Annotated in this window: 19 protein-coding genes; 5 read left to right on the forward strand and 14 right to left on the reverse strand. The window is 65.7% G+C overall.

Going from position 1 to position 17,846, the window contains the following annotated elements; genetic code table 11:
• Positions 1-114: 114 nt before the first annotated feature.
• The 3 genes from KW836_RS04750 to KW836_RS04760 form a co-directional block, all read right to left on the reverse strand.
• Positions 115-879, reverse strand: coding sequence for a uracil-DNA glycosylase (locus KW836_RS04750; RefSeq protein WP_175136816.1), 765 nt, complete (start codon positions 877-879; stop codon positions 115-117).
• A gap of 67 nt (positions 880-946) precedes the next feature.
• Positions 947-1,609, reverse strand: coding sequence for a thiaminase II (tenA, locus tag KW836_RS04755; protein WP_218342576.1), 663 nt, complete (start codon positions 1,607-1,609; stop codon positions 947-949).
• Positions 1,610-1,722: 113 nt separating this feature from the next.
• Entirely contained in the window at positions 1,723-2,112 is a 390-nt protein-coding gene (locus tag KW836_RS04760) for a DUF488 domain-containing protein (RefSeq protein WP_175136814.1), read from the reverse strand.
• Between the two features lie 259 nt (positions 2,113-2,371).
• On the opposite strand from KW836_RS04760, the gene KW836_RS04765 reads away from it, so the two are divergent.
• Positions 2,372-3,550, forward strand: a complete 1,179-nt coding sequence (locus KW836_RS04765; RefSeq protein WP_218343265.1) for a glycosyltransferase — start codon at positions 2,372-2,374, stop codon at positions 3,548-3,550.
• Positions 3,551-3,572: 22 nt separating this feature from the next.
• Here KW836_RS04765 and KW836_RS04770 read toward each other — a convergent pair whose 3' ends face one another.
• The 4 genes from KW836_RS04770 to KW836_RS04785 all read right to left on the reverse strand — a co-directional run bounded on the left by KW836_RS04770 (position 3,573) and on the right by KW836_RS04785 (position 6,917).
• Positions 3,573-4,037 (reverse strand): HIT family protein, encoded by a 465-nt coding sequence (locus tag KW836_RS04770; RefSeq protein ID WP_175124967.1) that lies wholly within the window; start codon positions 4,035-4,037, stop codon positions 3,573-3,575.
• On the reverse strand, positions 4,034-4,483 hold the full coding sequence (locus KW836_RS04775) for a GNAT family N-acetyltransferase (protein WP_105241129.1): 450 nt from the start codon (positions 4,481-4,483) through the stop codon (positions 4,034-4,036). Before KW836_RS04775 ends, KW836_RS04770 begins: the two co-directional genes overlap by 4 nt.
• A gap of 22 nt (positions 4,484-4,505) precedes the next feature.
• Entirely contained in the window at positions 4,506-5,972 is a 1,467-nt protein-coding gene (pap, locus tag KW836_RS04780; RefSeq protein ID WP_218342577.1) for a polyphosphate:AMP phosphotransferase, read from the reverse strand.
• An 81-nt stretch (positions 5,973-6,053) separates the two neighbouring features.
• Entirely contained in the window at positions 6,054-6,917 is an 864-nt protein-coding gene (locus KW836_RS04785; protein WP_218342578.1) for an MBL fold metallo-hydrolase, read from the reverse strand.
• Between the two features lie 126 nt (positions 6,918-7,043).
• Between KW836_RS04785 and KW836_RS04790 the strand changes: the two genes are divergently transcribed.
• The 3 genes from KW836_RS04790 to KW836_RS04800 are packed head-to-tail and all read left to right on the forward strand — an operon-like array spanning position 7,044 to position 8,256.
• Positions 7,044-7,379 carry a helix-turn-helix transcriptional regulator gene (locus KW836_RS04790; RefSeq protein ID WP_175124970.1) on the forward strand — a complete coding sequence of 112 codons (336 nt, stop codon included), beginning with the start codon at positions 7,044-7,046 and terminating at the stop codon, positions 7,377-7,379.
• Positions 7,376-7,807, forward strand: a complete 432-nt coding sequence (locus tag KW836_RS04795; protein WP_218342579.1) for a YeeE/YedE family protein — start codon at positions 7,376-7,378, stop codon at positions 7,805-7,807. Before KW836_RS04790 ends, KW836_RS04795 begins: the two co-directional genes overlap by 4 nt.
• A gap of 2 nt (positions 7,808-7,809) precedes the next feature.
• Positions 7,810-8,256, forward strand: coding sequence for a DUF6691 family protein (locus tag KW836_RS04800; RefSeq protein WP_218342580.1), 447 nt, complete (start codon positions 7,810-7,812; stop codon positions 8,254-8,256).
• A 63-nt stretch (positions 8,257-8,319) separates the two neighbouring features.
• Here KW836_RS04800 and KW836_RS04805 read toward each other — a convergent pair whose 3' ends face one another.
• The 7 genes from KW836_RS04805 to KW836_RS04835 form a co-directional block, all read right to left on the reverse strand.
• Positions 8,320-9,588 (reverse strand): phenylacetate--CoA ligase family protein, encoded by a 1,269-nt coding sequence (locus KW836_RS04805; protein ID WP_218342581.1) that lies wholly within the window; start codon positions 9,586-9,588, stop codon positions 8,320-8,322.
• An 81-nt stretch (positions 9,589-9,669) separates the two neighbouring features.
• A complete protein-coding gene (locus tag KW836_RS04810; RefSeq protein ID WP_175124974.1) occupies positions 9,670-10,506 on the reverse strand; it encodes an ABC transporter ATP-binding protein in 837 nt (278 codons plus the stop codon).
• Between the two features lie 105 nt (positions 10,507-10,611).
• A complete protein-coding gene (locus KW836_RS04815; RefSeq protein WP_108005808.1) occupies positions 10,612-11,949 on the reverse strand; it encodes an ABC transporter substrate-binding protein in 1,338 nt (445 codons plus the stop codon).
• A 135-nt stretch (positions 11,950-12,084) separates the two neighbouring features.
• Complete coding sequence (locus tag KW836_RS04820) at positions 12,085-13,149, reverse strand: branched-chain amino acid ABC transporter permease (RefSeq protein ID WP_218342582.1); 1,065 nt, start codon at positions 13,147-13,149, stop codon at positions 12,085-12,087.
• A gap of 23 nt (positions 13,150-13,172) precedes the next feature.
• Positions 13,173-14,102 carry a branched-chain amino acid ABC transporter permease gene (locus KW836_RS04825; protein WP_063955103.1) on the reverse strand — a complete coding sequence of 310 codons (930 nt, stop codon included), beginning with the start codon at positions 14,100-14,102 and terminating at the stop codon, positions 13,173-13,175.
• Between the two features lie 24 nt (positions 14,103-14,126).
• Complete coding sequence (locus KW836_RS04830) at positions 14,127-14,924, reverse strand: ABC transporter ATP-binding protein (protein WP_175124976.1); 798 nt, start codon at positions 14,922-14,924, stop codon at positions 14,127-14,129.
• Between the two features lie 5 nt (positions 14,925-14,929).
• Complete coding sequence (locus tag KW836_RS04835; protein WP_218342583.1) at positions 14,930-16,906, reverse strand: AMP-binding protein; 1,977 nt, start codon at positions 16,904-16,906, stop codon at positions 14,930-14,932.
• A 172-nt stretch (positions 16,907-17,078) separates the two neighbouring features.
• On the opposite strand from KW836_RS04835, the gene KW836_RS04840 reads away from it, so the two are divergent.
• Complete coding sequence (locus tag KW836_RS04840; RefSeq protein ID WP_175124978.1) at positions 17,079-17,786, forward strand: Crp/Fnr family transcriptional regulator; 708 nt, start codon at positions 17,079-17,081, stop codon at positions 17,784-17,786.
• The last annotated feature ends 60 nt before the right edge of the window (positions 17,787-17,846 follow it).

A 17,846-nucleotide genomic window follows, 5' to 3' on the forward strand; every position in this document is an offset into this window, starting at 1 on the left:
TCAGGAATCGATGATAGTTCGGCATGAGGCCGGGGATAGGCTTCCCGGCAGTCTGCAAAAAATTCCGCTAAATCAAGGCGGTAAATGCCGAACTCGTTTTGTGCAGTGCGGCGATCATAACCCGAATTCGCCCTGCAATGGAATTATTTTTTTGTCCAGCCCCCAATCAATAGGGTTTTTCCCTTGGTCCTGCAGCCAGGTGTTGGTGGCCCGGAAATGCCCGCATCCGAGGAAGGGCACAGGCGGCCGGCGGGCGGATAGCGGAGATGGATGGTTGGACATCAGGACGAGATGACCACTGTCGGGCGGAAGCAACAGCCGCTTGGCCTGCGCGTGGGCGCCCCACAGCATGAAGACCTTGGGCGAGGGATCGCGTGCCACGTGCGCGATCAGCGCATCCGTCACCGTTTCCCAGCCGCGCTTCGCGTGCGAGGCGGGCTGGCCGTCTTCGACCGTGAGTGCCGTGTTGAGCAGCAGCACACCTTGGTCGGCCCAGGGGCTCAGATCGTTGCCCGCCGGGACGCTCAGCGCCGGATAGTCGCGCGCAATCTCGTTGAAGATGTTGCGCAGGCTGGGCGGGCGCTTGCAATCGTCCGGCACCGAAAACGCCAGGCCCTGCGCCTGGCCGGGGCCATGGTAGGGATCCTGGCCCAGGATCACGACGCGCACGTCCGACGGCGCCAGGCCATGCAGCGCGCGGAAGGGCGTGGCGGGATACACCACGGCGCCTTGGGCAAGGCGCGCCTCCACGTGGGCGGTGGCGGCAGCCAGCGCGGCGGCGACGGCGGGGTCGGCGGACAGGGCGGCCTGCCACGCGGCAGGCAGTTGCGCGGCCTGGGCGGCCAGGGCGTTGGATGTGAGGCGGTTGTCGATCGGCATGGGCGCGATTTTGGCACAGCCCGGTCAGCCGGATTGGCCCGCTTGTGCGATCTGACCGCCTTCCCAATCAGACTGGCCAGCCAGCCTGACGGTGCGCCGAATCCCAGAACATCCATTCAAGCTGGGCGGCGTGCGTGTAGGCCTGGTGCATCGCGGCCAGGGTCTGCGGCGACGCCGTATCCGCCGCACGATCTACGGCGGCAATCACGGCGCGGACCAGCGCGTGGAAATCGTCGCCGGCGTAGGTGTCGATCCAGGCCGCGTAGGGATTGGGCCGCACGGCGCGTGCGTGGATGTCGCGCCCGATTTCGGCGTAGATCCAGAAGCAGGGCAGCAGGGCGGCCAGGACGACCGGATAGGGCGCGCTCCAGGCGGTGGCAATCAGGAAGCTGGTGTAGTGATGGCTCGCCGGCGTCAGCGGCGTGGCTTCGAAGGTAGCGGCGTCGATGCCGAACTGCTGCATGAACCCGGCGTGCAGGCTGCGCTCGGCGACGACGGCGCCCTTGGCGGCCTCGGCAAACTGCACCACGCCATCGGCATCGCCGGCTTTGGCGGCGGCGATGGCGAGCGCGCGTCCGAACGCCACCAGATAGTGCGCGTCCTGGATCATGTAGTGCTTGAACGCGTCCTCGGCGAGCTGGCCGCTGGCCAACTCGCGGTTGAACGGCATGTCGCGCGTCTTTTCATAGAGCGCGGCGTTGCGGGTCCAGGCATCGGAACTGAAAGACATGGAATTCCTCTGGGATAGGCTCGGGCGCGCAGGGCGCGCGCCATCGGCTGGGCATAAGGGTAAAGGGGGTAAAGACGGAAGCGCAGGCGGATCGCGGCGCGGGGACGGCTGGTTCAGGCTGCGCGTTTGCGGTGATGTCGGGCGTAGTCGAGAAGCGCGTCGCGCAACACCACCGCCTGGTTGTGCTCGGTATTGCGCGCGCCGAAAAGCAAGGTCAGGGGGCGATCCCCCGCGGCGTCCAGCAACGCCGCCATGCGCGATTGCTGCGCTGGGGTGGCGAGTTCAGCCAGATACTTGGCGCGGAAGTCATCCCAGCGGTCCTCGATGTGGCTGAACCATTTGCACAGTTCGGCGCTGGGGGCGATGTCGCGGGCCCATTCGTCCAGGCCAAGGTCTGCGCGGCGCAGTCCGCGTGGCCACATGCGGTCGACCAGGGCGAGGTAGTGACCTTCCGGACCGGTGCCTTCATAGACACGCTGCACGATGATGTTGGACGATTTCATGCCGGCTCCTGCAACTGACGGTGCGGCCAGTCTACTGCAACGCCCGCGACGCGCCGGATCACGGCGAACCGGAAGTTTGACGCTGCGCACCGGCAGCGCAAAGCACCGCGAATCCGACCGGCTTGTCGCGCCAGCGGTTTGTCGATTACATTCACTTAACCTCTATGTAACAACCCTATTACAGGCCGACACCGTCGGCCTTTTTTGAACCCACGATTCTGTCGTGGCTTCGCCAGGCCGCCTGGCGCCCTTCGCCGTCATGCCGCCACGCAACCCTTCAGACCTGCATCCCTCGCCCGTCACCACCGGCCGCCTGCGCATTCTGCATACGGAGGCGGCTACGGCGTTCGGCGGACAGGAATTCTGCATCTATAAGGAGATGGTCGCCATGCGCGAGCGCGGCCATCACCTGGAAGCCGTGTGCCAGCCGCACGCCGAACTGACGCAGCGCCTGCGCGACGCCGGGTTCACCGTGCACACCATCAACATGGACGGCCCCGTGAATTTCATGCGCAGCGTGGCATTCGTGCGGCGCGTGGCGGCTCGTGGCCGGTTCGACGTAGTCAACACCCACAGCCGCAGCGACACGGTGCGGGCCGCGATGGGCGCGCGCCTGGCGCGCACGCCGCTCATTGTGCGCACCCGCCACCTGGCCAAGCCGATCAACTCGCTGTACGCCTACACGTGGCTGGCCCACCGCGTCATCGCGGTGAGCCGGCACGTGCACCGCCAGCTGCTGGATGGCGGCGCGGCGCCCCAGTCCATCGCCACCATCCATTCCCCGATCGTCCTGCCCGAAAGCGATGGCCAGGGCTCTGTCCGGCAAGAACTCGGGCTGCCTGACGACGCGCTCGTGGTGGGTTGCGTGGCCGTGATGCGTGCGGAAAAGGGGCACGCGGACCTGATCGACGCCTTCCACCAGGTTGTGGCCACGTTTCCGCATGTCCACCTGGTGCTGGCCGGAGATGGCATGCCGGTGTTCGAGCGCCTGAAGGCGCAGGTGCAATCCCTGGGCCTCGCATCGCGCGTGCACTTCCTGGGCCGGCGTCATGACATCGGCAACGTATTGCAGGCGTTCGACGTGTTTGCGTTGCCGACCCACCGCGAAGCCTTTGGCACGGCGTTCGTCGAGGCCGCCGCCATGGGGGTGCCGGTGATCGGCACCGACGTGGGCGGCGTGCCGGAAACCATGCAGGCCGGCGTGACCGGGCTACTGGTGCCGCCGCGGGACCCGGCTGCGCTGGCCGCGGCGCTGGAAAGCCTGCTGGCCGATCCCGAACGCAGACGCCGCATGGGCGAGGCGGGCCGCGAATTCATCCGCGGGCAGGGTATGTTCAGCGCGGATCGCACCGCGCAGTTGGTCGAATCGGCGTACGCACGCTGGCTGGGGGAGCGGCGCGGGCCTGCAGCCGTGGCGCCTGGCGGCTCATTGCCCTGACAGCCTCAACGCCCACGCAGGCTCAATGCCATAGCAACGCATTCATGGCTTCCACCAGCCGGTCGCGGTAGCGAGGCAGCAGCGCTTGCACCTGCGCCTGCCGGTCCTTCCAGGAATCCGGCTCAGCGCCCGGCGCGATGCGCGGCGCTGCCCAGATCGGATCCGGAAAATGCCGGTCGCCGCGCCAGCGCGGGATCACGTGCCAATGCAGGTGCGGCACCATGTTGCCCAGCGACGCCAGGTTGATCTTGTCCGGCGTCAGGATCGCCTGCTGCGTTTCCTCCACCACGTACACCGCCCGCATCAGCAGGTCGCGGCCATGCGTCGACAGGCTGGTCATCTCGGCCAGGTGACCGTTCCAGATCACGCGCGTGAAGCCTGGATAGTCGGCGTCGTCGACCTCGATGATGCGCAGGTGCGGCCCGCGCCACAGCAGCGTGCCGCCGTCTTCCTGGCACAGCGGACAATTGGGATCGCGCGCGCTCAAGCCATCACCTTGCGGTACTGGATGAAGCCGGAACGGTCGGCAATCCGGTCGTAGAGCTGCATGGCGGTCGCGTTGGTTTCGTGTGTCAGCCAATAGACGCGGGCGCAGTTGGCCGCGGCGGCTTCGGCGTAGACGTGCTCGATCAGCTTGCGGCCCGCGCCCGTGCCGCGCGCGTCCTGGTCCACATAAAGGTCCTGCAGGTAGCAGTAGTCGCCGGCGGTCCAGGTGGAGCGATGGAAGATCCAGTGCACCATGCCGACAGCGCGGCCGCTTTCATAGACCAGCGCCGCGTGCATGGGCTCGGCGGGGTCCAGGAAGCGCGCCCAGGTGTTGCGCGTGACGGCGTCGTCGATGCTGACGCGGTAGAAGTCCTGGTAGCCCTTCCACAGGGGCAGCCAGGCGTCGAAGTCGGTGGCGACGATGGGACGGATTTCTGCGGTACTCATGGCGCAAGGCCTCCTGGGGTCTTCAGAGTTGGGTTTCCATGGCGTCGACGATATGCCGCAGCACCTGCAGGCGAGCGTAACGCTTGTCGTTGGCCGACACCAGATGCCACGGCGCGTGGGCCACGTCGGTGCGCGTCATCATCTCGTTGGCTGCCGCCGCGTATTCTTTCCACTTGTCGCGGTTGCGCCAGTCGTCGGGCGTGATCTTGAAGCTTTTGAACGGCGATTTCTCGCGCTCGTGAAAACGCTTGAGCTGCTCGTCGGGCGTGACGGCCAGCCAGAACTTCAGCACCAGCGCGCCGCTGGCGGCAAGCTGTTCCTCGAAGTCGTTGATCTCGGCATACGCGCGGCGCCACCGGGCGGGCGGTATCAGCTTTTCGACGCGCTCGACCAGCACGCGGCCGTACCACGAGCGGTCGAAGATGCCGATGCGGCCATGGCGGGGAATGCAGCGCCAGAAACGCCACAGATAGGGCCGGGCCAACTCTTCGGTCGTGGGCGCGGATATCGGCGTGATGTCGACTTGCCGGATATCCAGCGCGTGTGTGACGCGGCGGATGGCGCCACCCTTGCCGGCGGCGTCCTGCCCCTCGAACACCAGGATCAGGGAGCGATTCCTGAACTTGTCGGATCGGGCGGCGCGCGCCAGCCGGCCTTGCAGCAGGCCGAGTTCGGTCTCGTAGTCTTCCTTGTCCACCTTGGCGTCGTAGTCCAGCTTGCCCAGCCGGTCCACGATGCGCGTCGTGCTGGAGTGCGCCACGAAAGCGGGCGGCAGGCGGGGCACGCCGCGCCGGCGCAGCGCGCCGAGCACCGCCTCGGCCGTGCGGGCGGCGCGCATGTTTTCGTCGGCGCTGGGAATCACTACCCACGGCGCATGGCCGCAGTCGGTGTGATTGAGGACGACTTGGGCGCCGGCCCGGATGCGGTCAAACCGCTTGTTGACCTTCATGTCGACCGGACTGACCTGCCAGGCCGTATCGGGGTTGGCCAGCAGGCGCTGTGCACGCGTCTTCTGCGCCTTGGCGGACAGGTGGAACCACAGCTTGATGATCTGCACGCCTTCGGCGGCCAGCATGGTCTCAAAGCGCATGATCGCCGCCGAGTGCGCCTCGATCGCGTCCGCGTTGGGCTTCTTGCGCACGGCTTCAATGACGAGCGGCGTATACCATGAGCCGAACACGATGCCCGTGCTGCCCTTGGGCGGCAGATCGCGCCAGTAGCGCCACAGCGGTGGGCGCTCGAGCTCGTCGCCTTCGCGCGGGCCGTAGGCCAGCGTGCGGATGTGGCGCGGGTCCATCCATTCGTTCAGCAGGTTGATCGTCGCGCCCTTGCCGGCGCCATCGATGCCGGCCACGACGATCAGAAGCGTCTTGTCGGCCTGCCGCAGCCGTTCGTACTGCGCATTGAGCAACGCGACGCGCAGCCGCGTTTCGAGCGCCTTGAATTCGTCTTTGGACAGGATGGGGTCGGCTTCGGCTTCGGCAAACATGGATGCGCGTCGGATCGGGTGGCTGCGATCGGGCGATCTTGCGGGATAAGGCCGCGCGGCGCAAGTGCGCCGCGGCCGGGGTCAGAGCGCGTTGACGGGAATCTTGAGATAGCGCACGCCGTTGTCTTCGGGGGGCGGGAAATGGCCCGCGCGGATGTTCACCTGGATCGCCGGCAGGATCAGCGTGGGCATCGACAGCGTGGCATCGCGCCGCGTGCGCATGGCGACGAATTCGTCCTCGCTAATGCCGTCGCGCACGTGGATGTTGCCGCGGCGCTGTTCGGCCACGGTGGTTTGCCAGGCGGCCTCGCGGCCCGCGGGCGGATAGTCGTGGCACATGTAGAGCCGCGTGTCGTCTGGCAGGCTCAGCAGCCGTTGGATCGACTGATACAGCAGATGCGCGTCGCCACCGGGAAAATCGCAGCGCGCCGTGCCCACGTCCGGCATGAAAAGCGTGTCGCCCACGAATGCCGCATCGCCGATCAGATAGGCCATGTCGGCCGGCGTATGGCCGGGCACGTGGATGGCCGTGGCGGTCAGCGAACCGATCTGAAAGGTCTCGCCGTCGGCGAACAGATGGCCGAACTGCGAGCCGTCGAGCTGGAACTCCGGCTCCAGGTTCAGGATGGTCTTGAAGACGCCCTGCACGGTGCGGATGCTCTGGCCGATGGCGATCACGCCGCCGAGTTGCCGTTGCAGGTAGGGCGCCGCCGACAGATGATCGGCGTGGGCATGGGTTTCCAGCAGCCAGACGGTCCGCAGGCTGCGTTCGCGCACGTAATCGGCCACGCGATCGGCGCTGGCGGTGCTGCTGCGGCCGGACTTGGGATCGTAGTCCAGCACCGAATCGATGATGGCGCACGCGCCGCCGGGCGCGGGTTCGTGGACGACGTAGGTGATGGTCGCAGTAACGGTGTCGAAGAAGGCCTGGATGTGCGGGGTCATGAGGGCTCGCGTGAAGGCCGCACGGGCGGCCCGATCAGGTCAATTTACGAAAATAAATAATATTTGCGCATAGTTTATTCATAAATATAATGACGCCGCTATCCCCCACGTGTCCGACACCTCGTCATGAACGCTCCCCTTACCGATTGCGAAGTCGCCGTCCTGCGCGAGTCCGCCACCCAGGCCTGCGCGCTGCTCAAGGCGCTGGCCAACGAAGACCGCTTGCTGCTCTTGTGCCAGCTGGTCCAGAATGAACGCAACGTCGGCGAGCTGGAATCGCTGACCGGCATCCGCCAGCCGACGCTCTCGCAACAGCTTGGTGTGCTGCGCGACGAGGGTCTGGTCGCGACGCGGCGCGAGGGCAAATACGTCTATTACCAGATGGCCAGCTTCGAGGTCAGCCAGGTGATGAAAACGCTATCCAGTTTGTACTGCGGACGCGCCATGGAGTCACTCAAGTGAACGTGGACTGGTCCGCCTTCACCCCGGCCGCCGGCACGGCGGGCGGCCTGCTGATCGGCGCCGGCGCGGTGCTGCTGATGCTGGGCGCGGGACGCATCGCGGGCATCAGCGGCATCGTGGGCGGGTTGCTGGCGCCCGAGCGCGGCGGGGGCTGGCGCATCGCCTTCCTGCTGGGGCTGTGCGCCGCGCCCTGGCTGTTCCGCCTCTTTTCCGAATTGCCTTCCATCACGGTGGAGGCCAGCACGCCGCGCCTTATCGTCGCCGGCCTGCTGGTCGGCATCGGCACGCGCTATGCGTCTGGGTGCACCAGCGGACACGGCGTGTGCGGCCTGTCGCGCGGCTCGCGCCGGTCGCTCGTGGCGACGCTGATCTTCATGGCCGCGGGCTTTGCCACGGTCTACGTGCTGCGGCACGTGGCGGGCGTCTGATCATGGCCGCGCTCTACGCCTTCGCCGCCGGGCTCGTCTTCGGACTGGGCCTGCTCACATCGGGCTTGGCGGACCCGGCGCGTGTGCTGGGCTTTCTGGATCTGGCCGGGTTGTGGAATCCTACCCTGGCATTCGTGATGGGCGGCGCCGTGCTGGCGACCAGTGTCGGTTATGCGCTGTTGCGGCGTCGCCGGGCCAGCTTGTCCGGCGAGCCCATGCGCTGGCCGCAAGCCACCCGGCTCGACGCGCGCCTGGCCGCCGGCAGCCTGGCGTTTGGCGTGGGGTGGGGGCTGGCGGGCTTCTGCCCCGGCCCGGCGCTCGTCGCTGCCGCGGCCGGCATCGGCGACGCAGCGGTGTTTGCGGGGGCGATGCTCGCTGGCATGGGCATCCACGCGTACATCACGCGGGCTGGGCGTCGCGACGGCGACGCAACCGGACCGCGCGCGTAGCGGCCGCTTGCCCGCGCGCCTGCTCACGCGCTTGCCCTCGCGCTTGCTCTCGCGTCGAATCGCCTATTCGTACGTCCGGATGTCGTCGATGACCTTGCCGTCGTTCGGCAGGCCACCCTCGGCCACCCATTCGACATCGGCCCGCAACTTCGTCACGTCTCGCGCCGAATCGGCAATCCGGCGGGCCAGCGCGTCGTTCTGCACGCGCGACTCCACCTTCAGCACCATGCGGTCCGACCCGGTGCTGCCGCTGATGACCAGCCGCGCGCGCAGGATCTCAGGGTGCCGCCGCGCCACGTCCGCCACCTGCGACGGATGCACGAACATGCCGCGCACCTTGGTGGTCTGGTCGGCGCGTCCCATCCAGCCCTTGATGCGCGTGTTGGTGCGTCCGCACGGCGAGATGCCGGACATCACCGCCGACAGATCGCCGGTGCCAAAGCGCACCAGCGGGTAATCCGGATTCAACGTGGTCACCACGACCTCGCCGACTTCGCCTGCCGGCACGGGTTCGCCGGTGCCTGGGCGCACGATCTCGACAATGATGTCCTCGCCCACCACAAGTCCTTCCCGCGCGGGCGTCTCGAACGCGATCATGCCCAGGTCGGCGCTGCCGTAGGCCTGGTAGCCGTCGATGCCGCGCGCCGCCAGCCAGTCGCGCAGCGACGGCGGAAAGGCTTCGCCGGAGACCAGTGCGCGCCGCAGCGAATCGAGCTTCACGCCCAGTTCGTCTGATTTCTCAAGAATGATCTTCAGGAAGCTCGGCGTGCCGGTGTAGCCGCTGGGCGCCAGGTCCTGAATCGCGCGAACCTGCTGCTCGGTCTGCCCGGTGCCGCCGGGAAACACGGTGCAGCCCACGGCGTGGGCGGCCGTTTCCATCATCGAGCCGGCCGGCGTGAAGTGGTACGAAAAGCAGTTGTAGGCCAGTTCGCCGGCGCGAAAGCCCGCCGCGTACAGGGCGCGCGCGAAGCGCCAGTAATCCGACCGCGCGCTCTCCGGTTCATAGATCGGACCGGGCGAGGCGAACACGCGCATCGCTTCGCCCCAGCCGATGGCCGAGAACCCGCCGAAGGCTTTCTCGGGACCGGCGGGCCGCGCGCCGTCGTCGCGGCTGTGCTGCTGGCGTTCCAGCAGTTCATGCTTGCGCAGGACCGGCAGCCGGGCCAGCGCCTCGCGCGAGGTGATCGTGGCGGGGTCCACGCCGCGCAGTTGCTCGGCAATGGCCGGCGCGCGCGCGATGGCCCGCGCAATCGCCCCGGGCAGGGCGGCCATCAGATCGCGCTCGCGTTGCTCGGGCGCGCGGGTTTCGCGGTCATCGAAAAACTCGGACATGGAATCGCACCTTCTCGTGTGCCGGTTGGCGGCGCCGTTGCCGGCGCCATGCGGCAAGCGCTGGCTTGCCCGCGTCGGGAATCAGGCCAGCCAGCGTTTGCGGCGGCGGTAGAACTTGTTGTCTCGGAAACTCTTGCGTTCGCCGCTGGAAATGCCCAGGTAGAACTCCTTTACGTCCTCGTTCTGCGCCAGGTCGGCGGCCGCGCCGTCCATCATCACGCGCCCGTTCTCCAGGATGTAGCCGTAATCGGCGTAGCGCAGCGCGATGTTGGTGTTCTGCTCGGCAAGCAGGAAGCTCACGCGCTCGCGCTGGTTCAGGTCGCGCACGATCTCGAAGATCTCTTCGACGATCTGCGGCGCCAGACCCATCGACGGCTCATCGAGCAGGATCATGTTGGGGTTGGCCATCAGCGCGCGGCCGATCGCGGTCATCTGCTGCTCGCCGCCCGAGGTGTAGCCGGACTGGCTGGTGCGGCGCTGTTTCAGGCGCGGGAAATACTGGTAGACCCGCTCCAGCGCGGCGGTGGTGTCGCCCCGGCTCATGCTGCGCGTATAGGCGCCCGTCAGCAGGTTTTCCTCGATGGTGAGGTGGGCAAAGCAATGCCGGCCTTCCATCACCTGCACGACGCCGCGCTTGACCAGTTCGGCGGGCGTCAGGCGTTCGATACGCTGGCCGCGGTACTGGATGTGGCCCTTCGTGACGTCGCCGCGCTCGCCCTTGAGCAGGTTCGAGATCGCGCGCAGCGTCGTGGTCTTGCCGGCGCCGTTCGCGCCCAGCAGCGCCACGATCCTGCCTTCCGGCACCTGCAGGGACACGCCCTTGAGCACCAGGATCACGTGGTTGTAGATCACCTCGATGCCGTTCACATCGAGCAGCACCTGGGGGGCGTCGGCGGCGGCAATATTGGCGTCGTTCATAAACCTTCCTGCGGCGTGGCGGCGGCCGGCCGGAAAGCCGGCCGCCGGTTCATATCAACCTGCGTTGCGCACCCGCGGCGCGGGGCCGCGGGTGCTCCAGAAGCATCACTCGCACTTGCGCGGCGTGATGTTCTTTTCCTTGGCGTACTTGGCCGCCGATTCCTTGACCATCGGGTCCAGGATCGTCTTGTCGGCCTGATACCAGTCGGAAACGACCTTGAACTTGGAACCGTCCCACTGCACGATGCGGGCCCAGTCATCGCCCTTGTGGTTGGCGCACGAGGTCTTGACCGGACGCATGATCTGGCCAAAGCCCAGCTTGTCGAGCTTTTCCTGCGTCAGATCCAGGTTCTCGAAGCCCCAGCGCACCTGCTCGGGCGTCAGCGCCTTACCCTTGCCGTACTTCTCCTGCGCGGCGCGGATCGCTTCCACCTGCAGCATCGAGATCATCATGCCGCGCGTGTGGGCGATGGTGCCCAGCGTGGTCTTGCCGGTCTTGTCCGCGCCCTGGCCCTTGTCGTAGACGTACTTCTTCAGATCGTCATAGACCTTGTCGCTGTCGGCGCCGCTGTTGTGGATGGTGATGGCGTTGTAGCCCTTGGCGACATCGCCCAGGTCCTTCACGTCGCCTTCCGACCCTGCCCACCAGATCGCGTACATCTTGTCGCGCGGATAGCCGCTGGCCTGCGCTTCGCGGATGGCGGTGGGCGTCATGATGCCCGCGCTCCACAGCAGCACATAATTCGGACGCGCCTGGCGGATCTGCAGCCAGGTGGACTTCTGCTCCACGCCCGGCGCCGTCACCGGATACAGCAGCAGCTCAAAGCCTTCCTTGGCCGCGCGCTTCTGCAAGAGCGGGATCGGCTCCTTGCCGTACGGCGAGTCGTGGTAGACCAAGGCGATCTTCTTGCCCTTGAGCTTGTCCATGCCGCCTTCTTTCTTGGCGATGTCCTGGATCATCACGTCGGCGGCAGTCCAGTACGTGCCCAGGAGCGGGAAGTTCCACTCGAACACGCTGCCGTCCACCGATTGCGACAGGCCGTAGCCCATGGTCTCCACGGGCACCTTGTCGATGATCGCTTTGTCGCTGACCGCGAAGGTGATGCCGGTGGACTGGGTATCGAAGCCCGAGGCGCCCGTACCCTTGCCCTTCAAGCGCTCGTAGCACTCCACGCCGCGGTCCGTGGCGTAGGCGGTCTCGCATTCTTCGTACGTGATCTTGACGCCGTTCACGCCGCCATCGCGTTCGTTGACGAGCTTCAGGTAATCCAGCTTGCCGTCGGCCCAGGGAATGCCCAGCGGCGCGAACGATCCCGTGCGATACACCAGCAACGGAACGAACTGCTCTTCGGCCGCCATTGCCGGCGTGGCCACGGCGCCTGCGGCGCCGGCTGCGGCCATCAAGGCTGCCGCCAACTTCAGGTTAAGACGCTTCATCTCCATTTACCTCCTGCGTGGTGCTTGGGTCGGTTCAACCCTGGGACACCGGGATTGGCCCGGTCTTGAGCCGGGTATTCGGGGCGGTGGTCCAGCGCGGTCGTGCCGCGTCGGACCCGCGGAAATCAAAACGAAAAAAGATCAGTGGGGGAACGGCCAGATCCGCAGCTTCTCCTTGCCGATGCTCCACAGCCGCGCCAGGCCGTGCGGCTCGGCGATCAGGAAGAACACGATCAGCGCGCCGAACACCATGTGCTCGATGTGCGCGGCGGTGTCCACCGACAGCGGCAGGCCCAGCATGTGCGGGATGTTCGCCAGTGCCACGGGCACCAGCACGATGAACGCCGCGCCGAAGAAGCTGCCGATGATCGAGCCCAGCCCGCCGATGATGACCATGAACAGCAGCTGGAACGAGCGGCCCAGGTCGAACGCCAGCGGCTCCCAGGAGCCCAGGTGGATATAACCCCACAGGGCGCCGGCCACGCCTACGATGAACGAACTGACCGCGAACGCCGTCAGCTTGGCGTACATGGGCCGGATGCCGATGACCGACGCCGCCACGTCCATGTCGCGGATCGCCATCCACTGGCGGCCGATGGCGCCGCGCACCAGGTTCTTGGCCAGCAAACTGAAGATGACAACCAGGATCAGCACGAACAGGTACTTCTCCATGGCGCTTTGCACCGGCAGGCCAAAGGCCGTGAGCGGCGGCACCGACACGCTGCCCGAGGACGAATAGTTGGTGAAGAAGGGGATGCGCAGGAACGCCCAGTCCACGAAGAACTGCGCCGCCAGCGTTGCCACCGCCAGATACAGGCCGCGGATGCGCAAACTGGGGATGCCGAAGATCACGCCGACGATGGTGGCAAAGCAGCCGCCCAACAAGATTTGCACCACGAGCGGCATGCCTGGAAAGCGCACGCCGAAGTTCCACGCCGCATACGCGCCCACCGCCATGAAGGCGCCCGTGCCCAGCGAGATCTGTCCGCAGTACCCGACCAGGATGTTCAGGCCCACGGCGGCCAGCGCCAGGATCAGGAACGGAATCAGGATGGCGCGCAGCAGGTAGTCGCTGGCCATGGCCGGAACGACGATGAACGCCACCGCCATCAGCAGCCAGATGAAGACGCGGTCCTGGCGGATCGGGAAGATCTGCTGGTCAGCGCGATAGCTGGTCTTGAATTGGCCGTTTTCGCGATAGAACATTTTTTATCCTCGGTGACGCAGGCTTAGACGCGGTCGATGATCTTCTCGCCGAACAGCCCTTGCGGACGGAACAGCAGGAACACCAGCGCCAGCACGTAGGCGAACCAGATTTCGATGCCGCCTCCCACCAGCGACCCCAGATAGACCTCGGACAGCTTTTCCCCCACGCCGATGATGAGGCCGCCCAGAATGGCGCCAGGCACCGACGTCAACCCCCCCAGGATCACCACCGGCAGCGCGCGCAGCGCGGCGGTGGACAGCGTGAACTGCACGCCGAACTTCGATCCCCAGATGATCCCCGCCACCAGCGCCACCAGCCCGGCCACGCTCCACACGATCACCCAGATGCGGTTCAGCGGAATGCCGATCGACTGCGCGGCCTGGTGGTCGTCGGCCACGGCACGCAGCGCGCGGCCCGTCGAGGTGTATTGGAAGAACAGCGCCAGCGTCGCCACCAGCAGCGCGGCGATGACCGCCGCCGTCAGGTCTTCAAGGTTGATGAGCAGCCCCCCTTCGAACACCGAGTCCAGGATCATCAGCGGATCCTTGGGCATGCCGACGTTGATGGAGTACACCGAGCTGCCGAACGTGATCTGGCCGAGGCCGTCCAGGAAATAGCTGATGCCCAGCGTGGCCATCAGCAGCGTCGTGGCTTCCTGGTTGACCAGGTGCCGCAGCACGAAGCGTTCGATCGCGACCGCCAGCAGGAACATCACGATGGCGCTGACGATGAACGCCAGCACGTTGGCCAGGATCATGTTGTCAAAGCCCAGCCAGCGCGGCAGCCATTCCGAAAAGCGCGCCATCGACAGCGCCGCCACCAGCACCATCGCGCCCTGTGCGAAGTTGAAGACGCCCGACGCCTTGAAGATCAGCACGAAGCCCAGGCCGATCAGCGCGTACAACATGCCGCTCATCAGGCCGCCGAATAAGGTCTCTAGAAAAAATCCCATGTCTTTCCGCCTTGGTTGTCCGGCTTAGTGCGACACGCCGAGATAGGCGCGGATGACGTCTTCATTCGCCCGAACTTCGTCGGGTTTGCCGTCGCCGATCTTCTTGCCGTAGTCCAGCACCACGACGCGATCCGAGATGTCCATGACCACGCCCATGTCGTGCTCGATCAGCACGATGGTCGTGCCGAACTCATCGTTCACATCCAGGATGAAGCGGCTCATGTCCTGCTTTTCCTCGATGTTCATCCCGGCCATCGGCTCGTCCAGCAGCAACAGACGCGGCTCCATCGCCAGCGCGCGGCCCAGGTCGACGCGCTTTTGCAGCCCGTAGGGCAGGCGGCCCACCGGCGTCTTGCGATAGGCCTGGATTTCCAGGAAGTCGATGATGTTCTCGACGAACTCGCGGTGCTGCATCTCTTCGCGCTCGGCCGGCCCCAGGCGGAACGCCTGCGCCAGCAGGCCGCTCTTCATGCGCAGGTTGCGGCCGGTCATGATGTTGTCCAGAACGCTCATGCCTTTGAACAGCGCCAGGTTCTGGAACGTGCGCGCGATGCCCATTTCAGCGGCGCGGCGCGGGTTCATGCGCGAAAACCGCTCGCCGCGAAAAGCGATGCCGCCTTGCTGCGGCGTGTACACGCCGTTGATGACGTTGAGCATGGAGCTCTTGCCCGCGCCGTTGGGCCCGATGATGGCGCGGATCTCGTGCTCGCGCACGTTGAAGGAAATATCGGTCAGCGCCTTCACGCCGCCGAAAGACAGGGAGATGTTCTGCATGTCCAGCATGACATCGCCGATACGCTGGTCGCGGTCGTTAGTGCTCATGTTCTTTACGCGGCTCGGGCGGTGATGGCGGGAAACGTCTTGACCGGATGGATCCGCAGATCCGCCGAAATCTTGCCGGTGCGTCCGTCTTCGAATTTCACTTCGGTCTCGATGAACTGCGACTGCTTGCCGCCAAAGAGCGCGTCGATCAGCACGCCGTACTTCTGCGCGATGAAGGCGCGGCGCACCTTGCGCGTGCGGGTCAGCTCGTCGTCGTCCGGGTCCAGTTCCTTGTGCAGGATCAGGAAACGGCTGACCTGCGACGCCGCCAGCTTGGGATCGGTCGCGAGATCCGCGTTGACCTGCTCCACGCACTCGGCGATCAGCTGGTAGACCTCGTCCTTGCCCGCCAGGTCGGTGTAGCCGGCATAGGGCAGGCCACGGCGTTCAGCCCAGTTGCCCACGGCTTCCAGGTCGATGTTGATGAACGCGCACACGTCTTCGCGGTTGGCGCCGAACGCCACCGCTTCCTTGATGTGCTGGAAGAACTTGAGCTTGTTCTCGATGTACTTGGGCGCAAACAGGCTGCCGTTGGCCAGCTTGCCCACGTCCTTGGCGCGATCGATGATCTTGAGCTGCCCGTCGGTATCCAGATAGCCCGCGTCGCCCGTGTGGAACCAGCCGTCGGCGCTGCGCGCCTCGGCCGTGGCGTCGGGATTGCGGTAGTACTCCTTGAAGAGCCCCGGGCTCTTGACCAGGATCTCGCCGTTGTCGGCCACGCGAATCTCCACGCCCGCCACCGGCGGTCCGACGGTGTCGTCGCGAACCTGGCCATCGGGCTGCACGCAGACGAACACCGAGGTTTCGGTGGAGCCGTACAGCTGCTTCAGGTTGATGCCGATGGAGCGGTAGAACACAAAGAGGTCCGGACCGATGGCTTCGCCGGCCGTGTACGCCACGCGCACGCGGCTCATGCCCAGCGCGTTGCGCAGCGGACCGTAGATCAGCACGTTGCCCACCGCGTAGCGCATGCGGTCCCAGGCGTTGACGGATTCACCGTCCAGGATCTTCGTGCCAACGCGGCGCGCCAGCTTCATGCACGCCGCGAACAGCTTGCGCTTGAGATAGCCCGCGTCCTCCATGCGGATCATCACATGGGTCAGCAGACCTTCCAGCACGCGCGGCGGCGCGAAGTAATAGGTGGGGCCGATGTCGCGCATATCGATCGACACGGTGTCAGGCGACTCGGGATGATTCACCGTAAAGCCCGTGACCAGCAACTGCGTGTACGAGAACATGTTCTGGCCGATCCAGGCGGGCGGCAGGTACGCCAGCACGTCTTCCTGGTCGGTCAGCTTTTCCATTTCCGACACGGCGCGCGCGCGGTCGATGAGCGCATGGTGCGTCAGCACCACGCCCTTCGGTTTGCCCGTCGTGCCGGACGTATAAAACATGGCCGCGGCGTCGTGCGGCTGCACGGCAGCGACGGCGCGCGCGTAGAAGTCGGGATGCTTGGCGGCATATTCGCTGCCCAGCGCTTCCAGTTGCTCATACGACAGCAGCATGGAATCGGCGTAATGGCGCAAGCCGCGCGGGTCGTCGAACACGACATGCTTGAGCGCAGGGCACTGTTCGCGCACCTCGATCATCTTGTCGACCTGCTCCTGGTCCTCGACGATCGCAACGCTGATCTCCGCATCCTGCAGCACGTAGACCATTTCCTGCGCGACCGCGTCCTGATAGAGCGGAACCGGAATGGCGCCGAGCGATTGCGCGGCCATCATGGCCATATAGAGACGCGGGCGGTTTTCACCGATGACGGCGACGTGCATGCCGGGCTGAATGCCGAGCGATGCAAGACCCTGCGCGACGTGACGGACATGCTCCGCCACTTCGGACCAGGTCAGGGTTTGCCAGATCCCCAGGTCTTTCTCTCGTATCGCGGGCCGCGACCCACGAACGTTGGCATGCGCGAGCAGCAGCGCCGGAAAGGTGTCCGGCGCCGCCGGCACCTGTGCAGATGCGGGCGATGAATGTGCCACGTTGTCTCCTCCGGTTTGGGCGCATCGCGCGCAGTGCCTGCAATGGAAGCGGCGGTTGCGGCGGTGTACTTGACCAGTTGGTTTTAGATTTACGGCAGGAGTTAAGGTATAAGGTTGGGTTGCTACCAACTGTCACCATCGCGACATTCAAGGACCTTTTAGGGTATTCCCGATGCAGCTATCCGACTCCCTGCAACTCGCCGCCGCCTGGTTCCGCGTGCTCAACGCCGAACAGCAAGCGCGCGTGGAGCGGGACCTTTCCGTGCAGCAGGTCGTTGCCGGATCGATCATAGAGCGCAAAGGCGAACTCGCCCAGGCTTGGATCGGCGTGCTGGCGGGACTGGTGAAGGTGTCGGTGGGCAATTCGGAAGGCAAGGTCGCATCGCTGACGGGCGTGCCCGCCGGGGGCTGGATCGGCGAGGGCTCGCTGCTGAAACGCGAAGTCCGCAAGTACGACATCGTGGCGCTGCGCGATTCAGTGGTGGCGCGCCTGCCGGGCACGACGTTCGACTGGTTGCTGGATACCAGTATTCCGTTCAACCGGTATCTGCTGCATCAATTGAACGAGCGCGTGGCGCAGTTCATCGGCAAGGCGGAGTACGACCGTCTGCTCGATCCCGATGCGCGCGTGGCCCGCTGTCTGGCCGAGCTCTTCAACCCTTTGCTGTATCCGGGCATGGGGATGCGACTGACGATTACACAGGAAGAAGTCGGCTATCTGGCCCGGGTGTCACGCCAGCGTGCGAACCAGGCGCTGCGCAAGCTGGAGGAGGCGGGGCTGCTGAACGTGGAATACGGGGCGGTTCGGGTGCTGGACCTGGACGGGCTGAAGCAATACGGCTCGGACCGCGGCGCGGTGGAAGCGGAGCAGGCGGCGTAATCGTTATCGGCATTGAAAAAAAGTGTTGACGATAAATCGCGCGCTATTTAATATCGCACC

Source organism: Achromobacter sp. ACM05 (genome assembly GCF_019218915.1).
Lineage (GTDB): Bacteria > Pseudomonadota > Gammaproteobacteria > Burkholderiales > Burkholderiaceae_B > Achromobacter > Achromobacter animicus.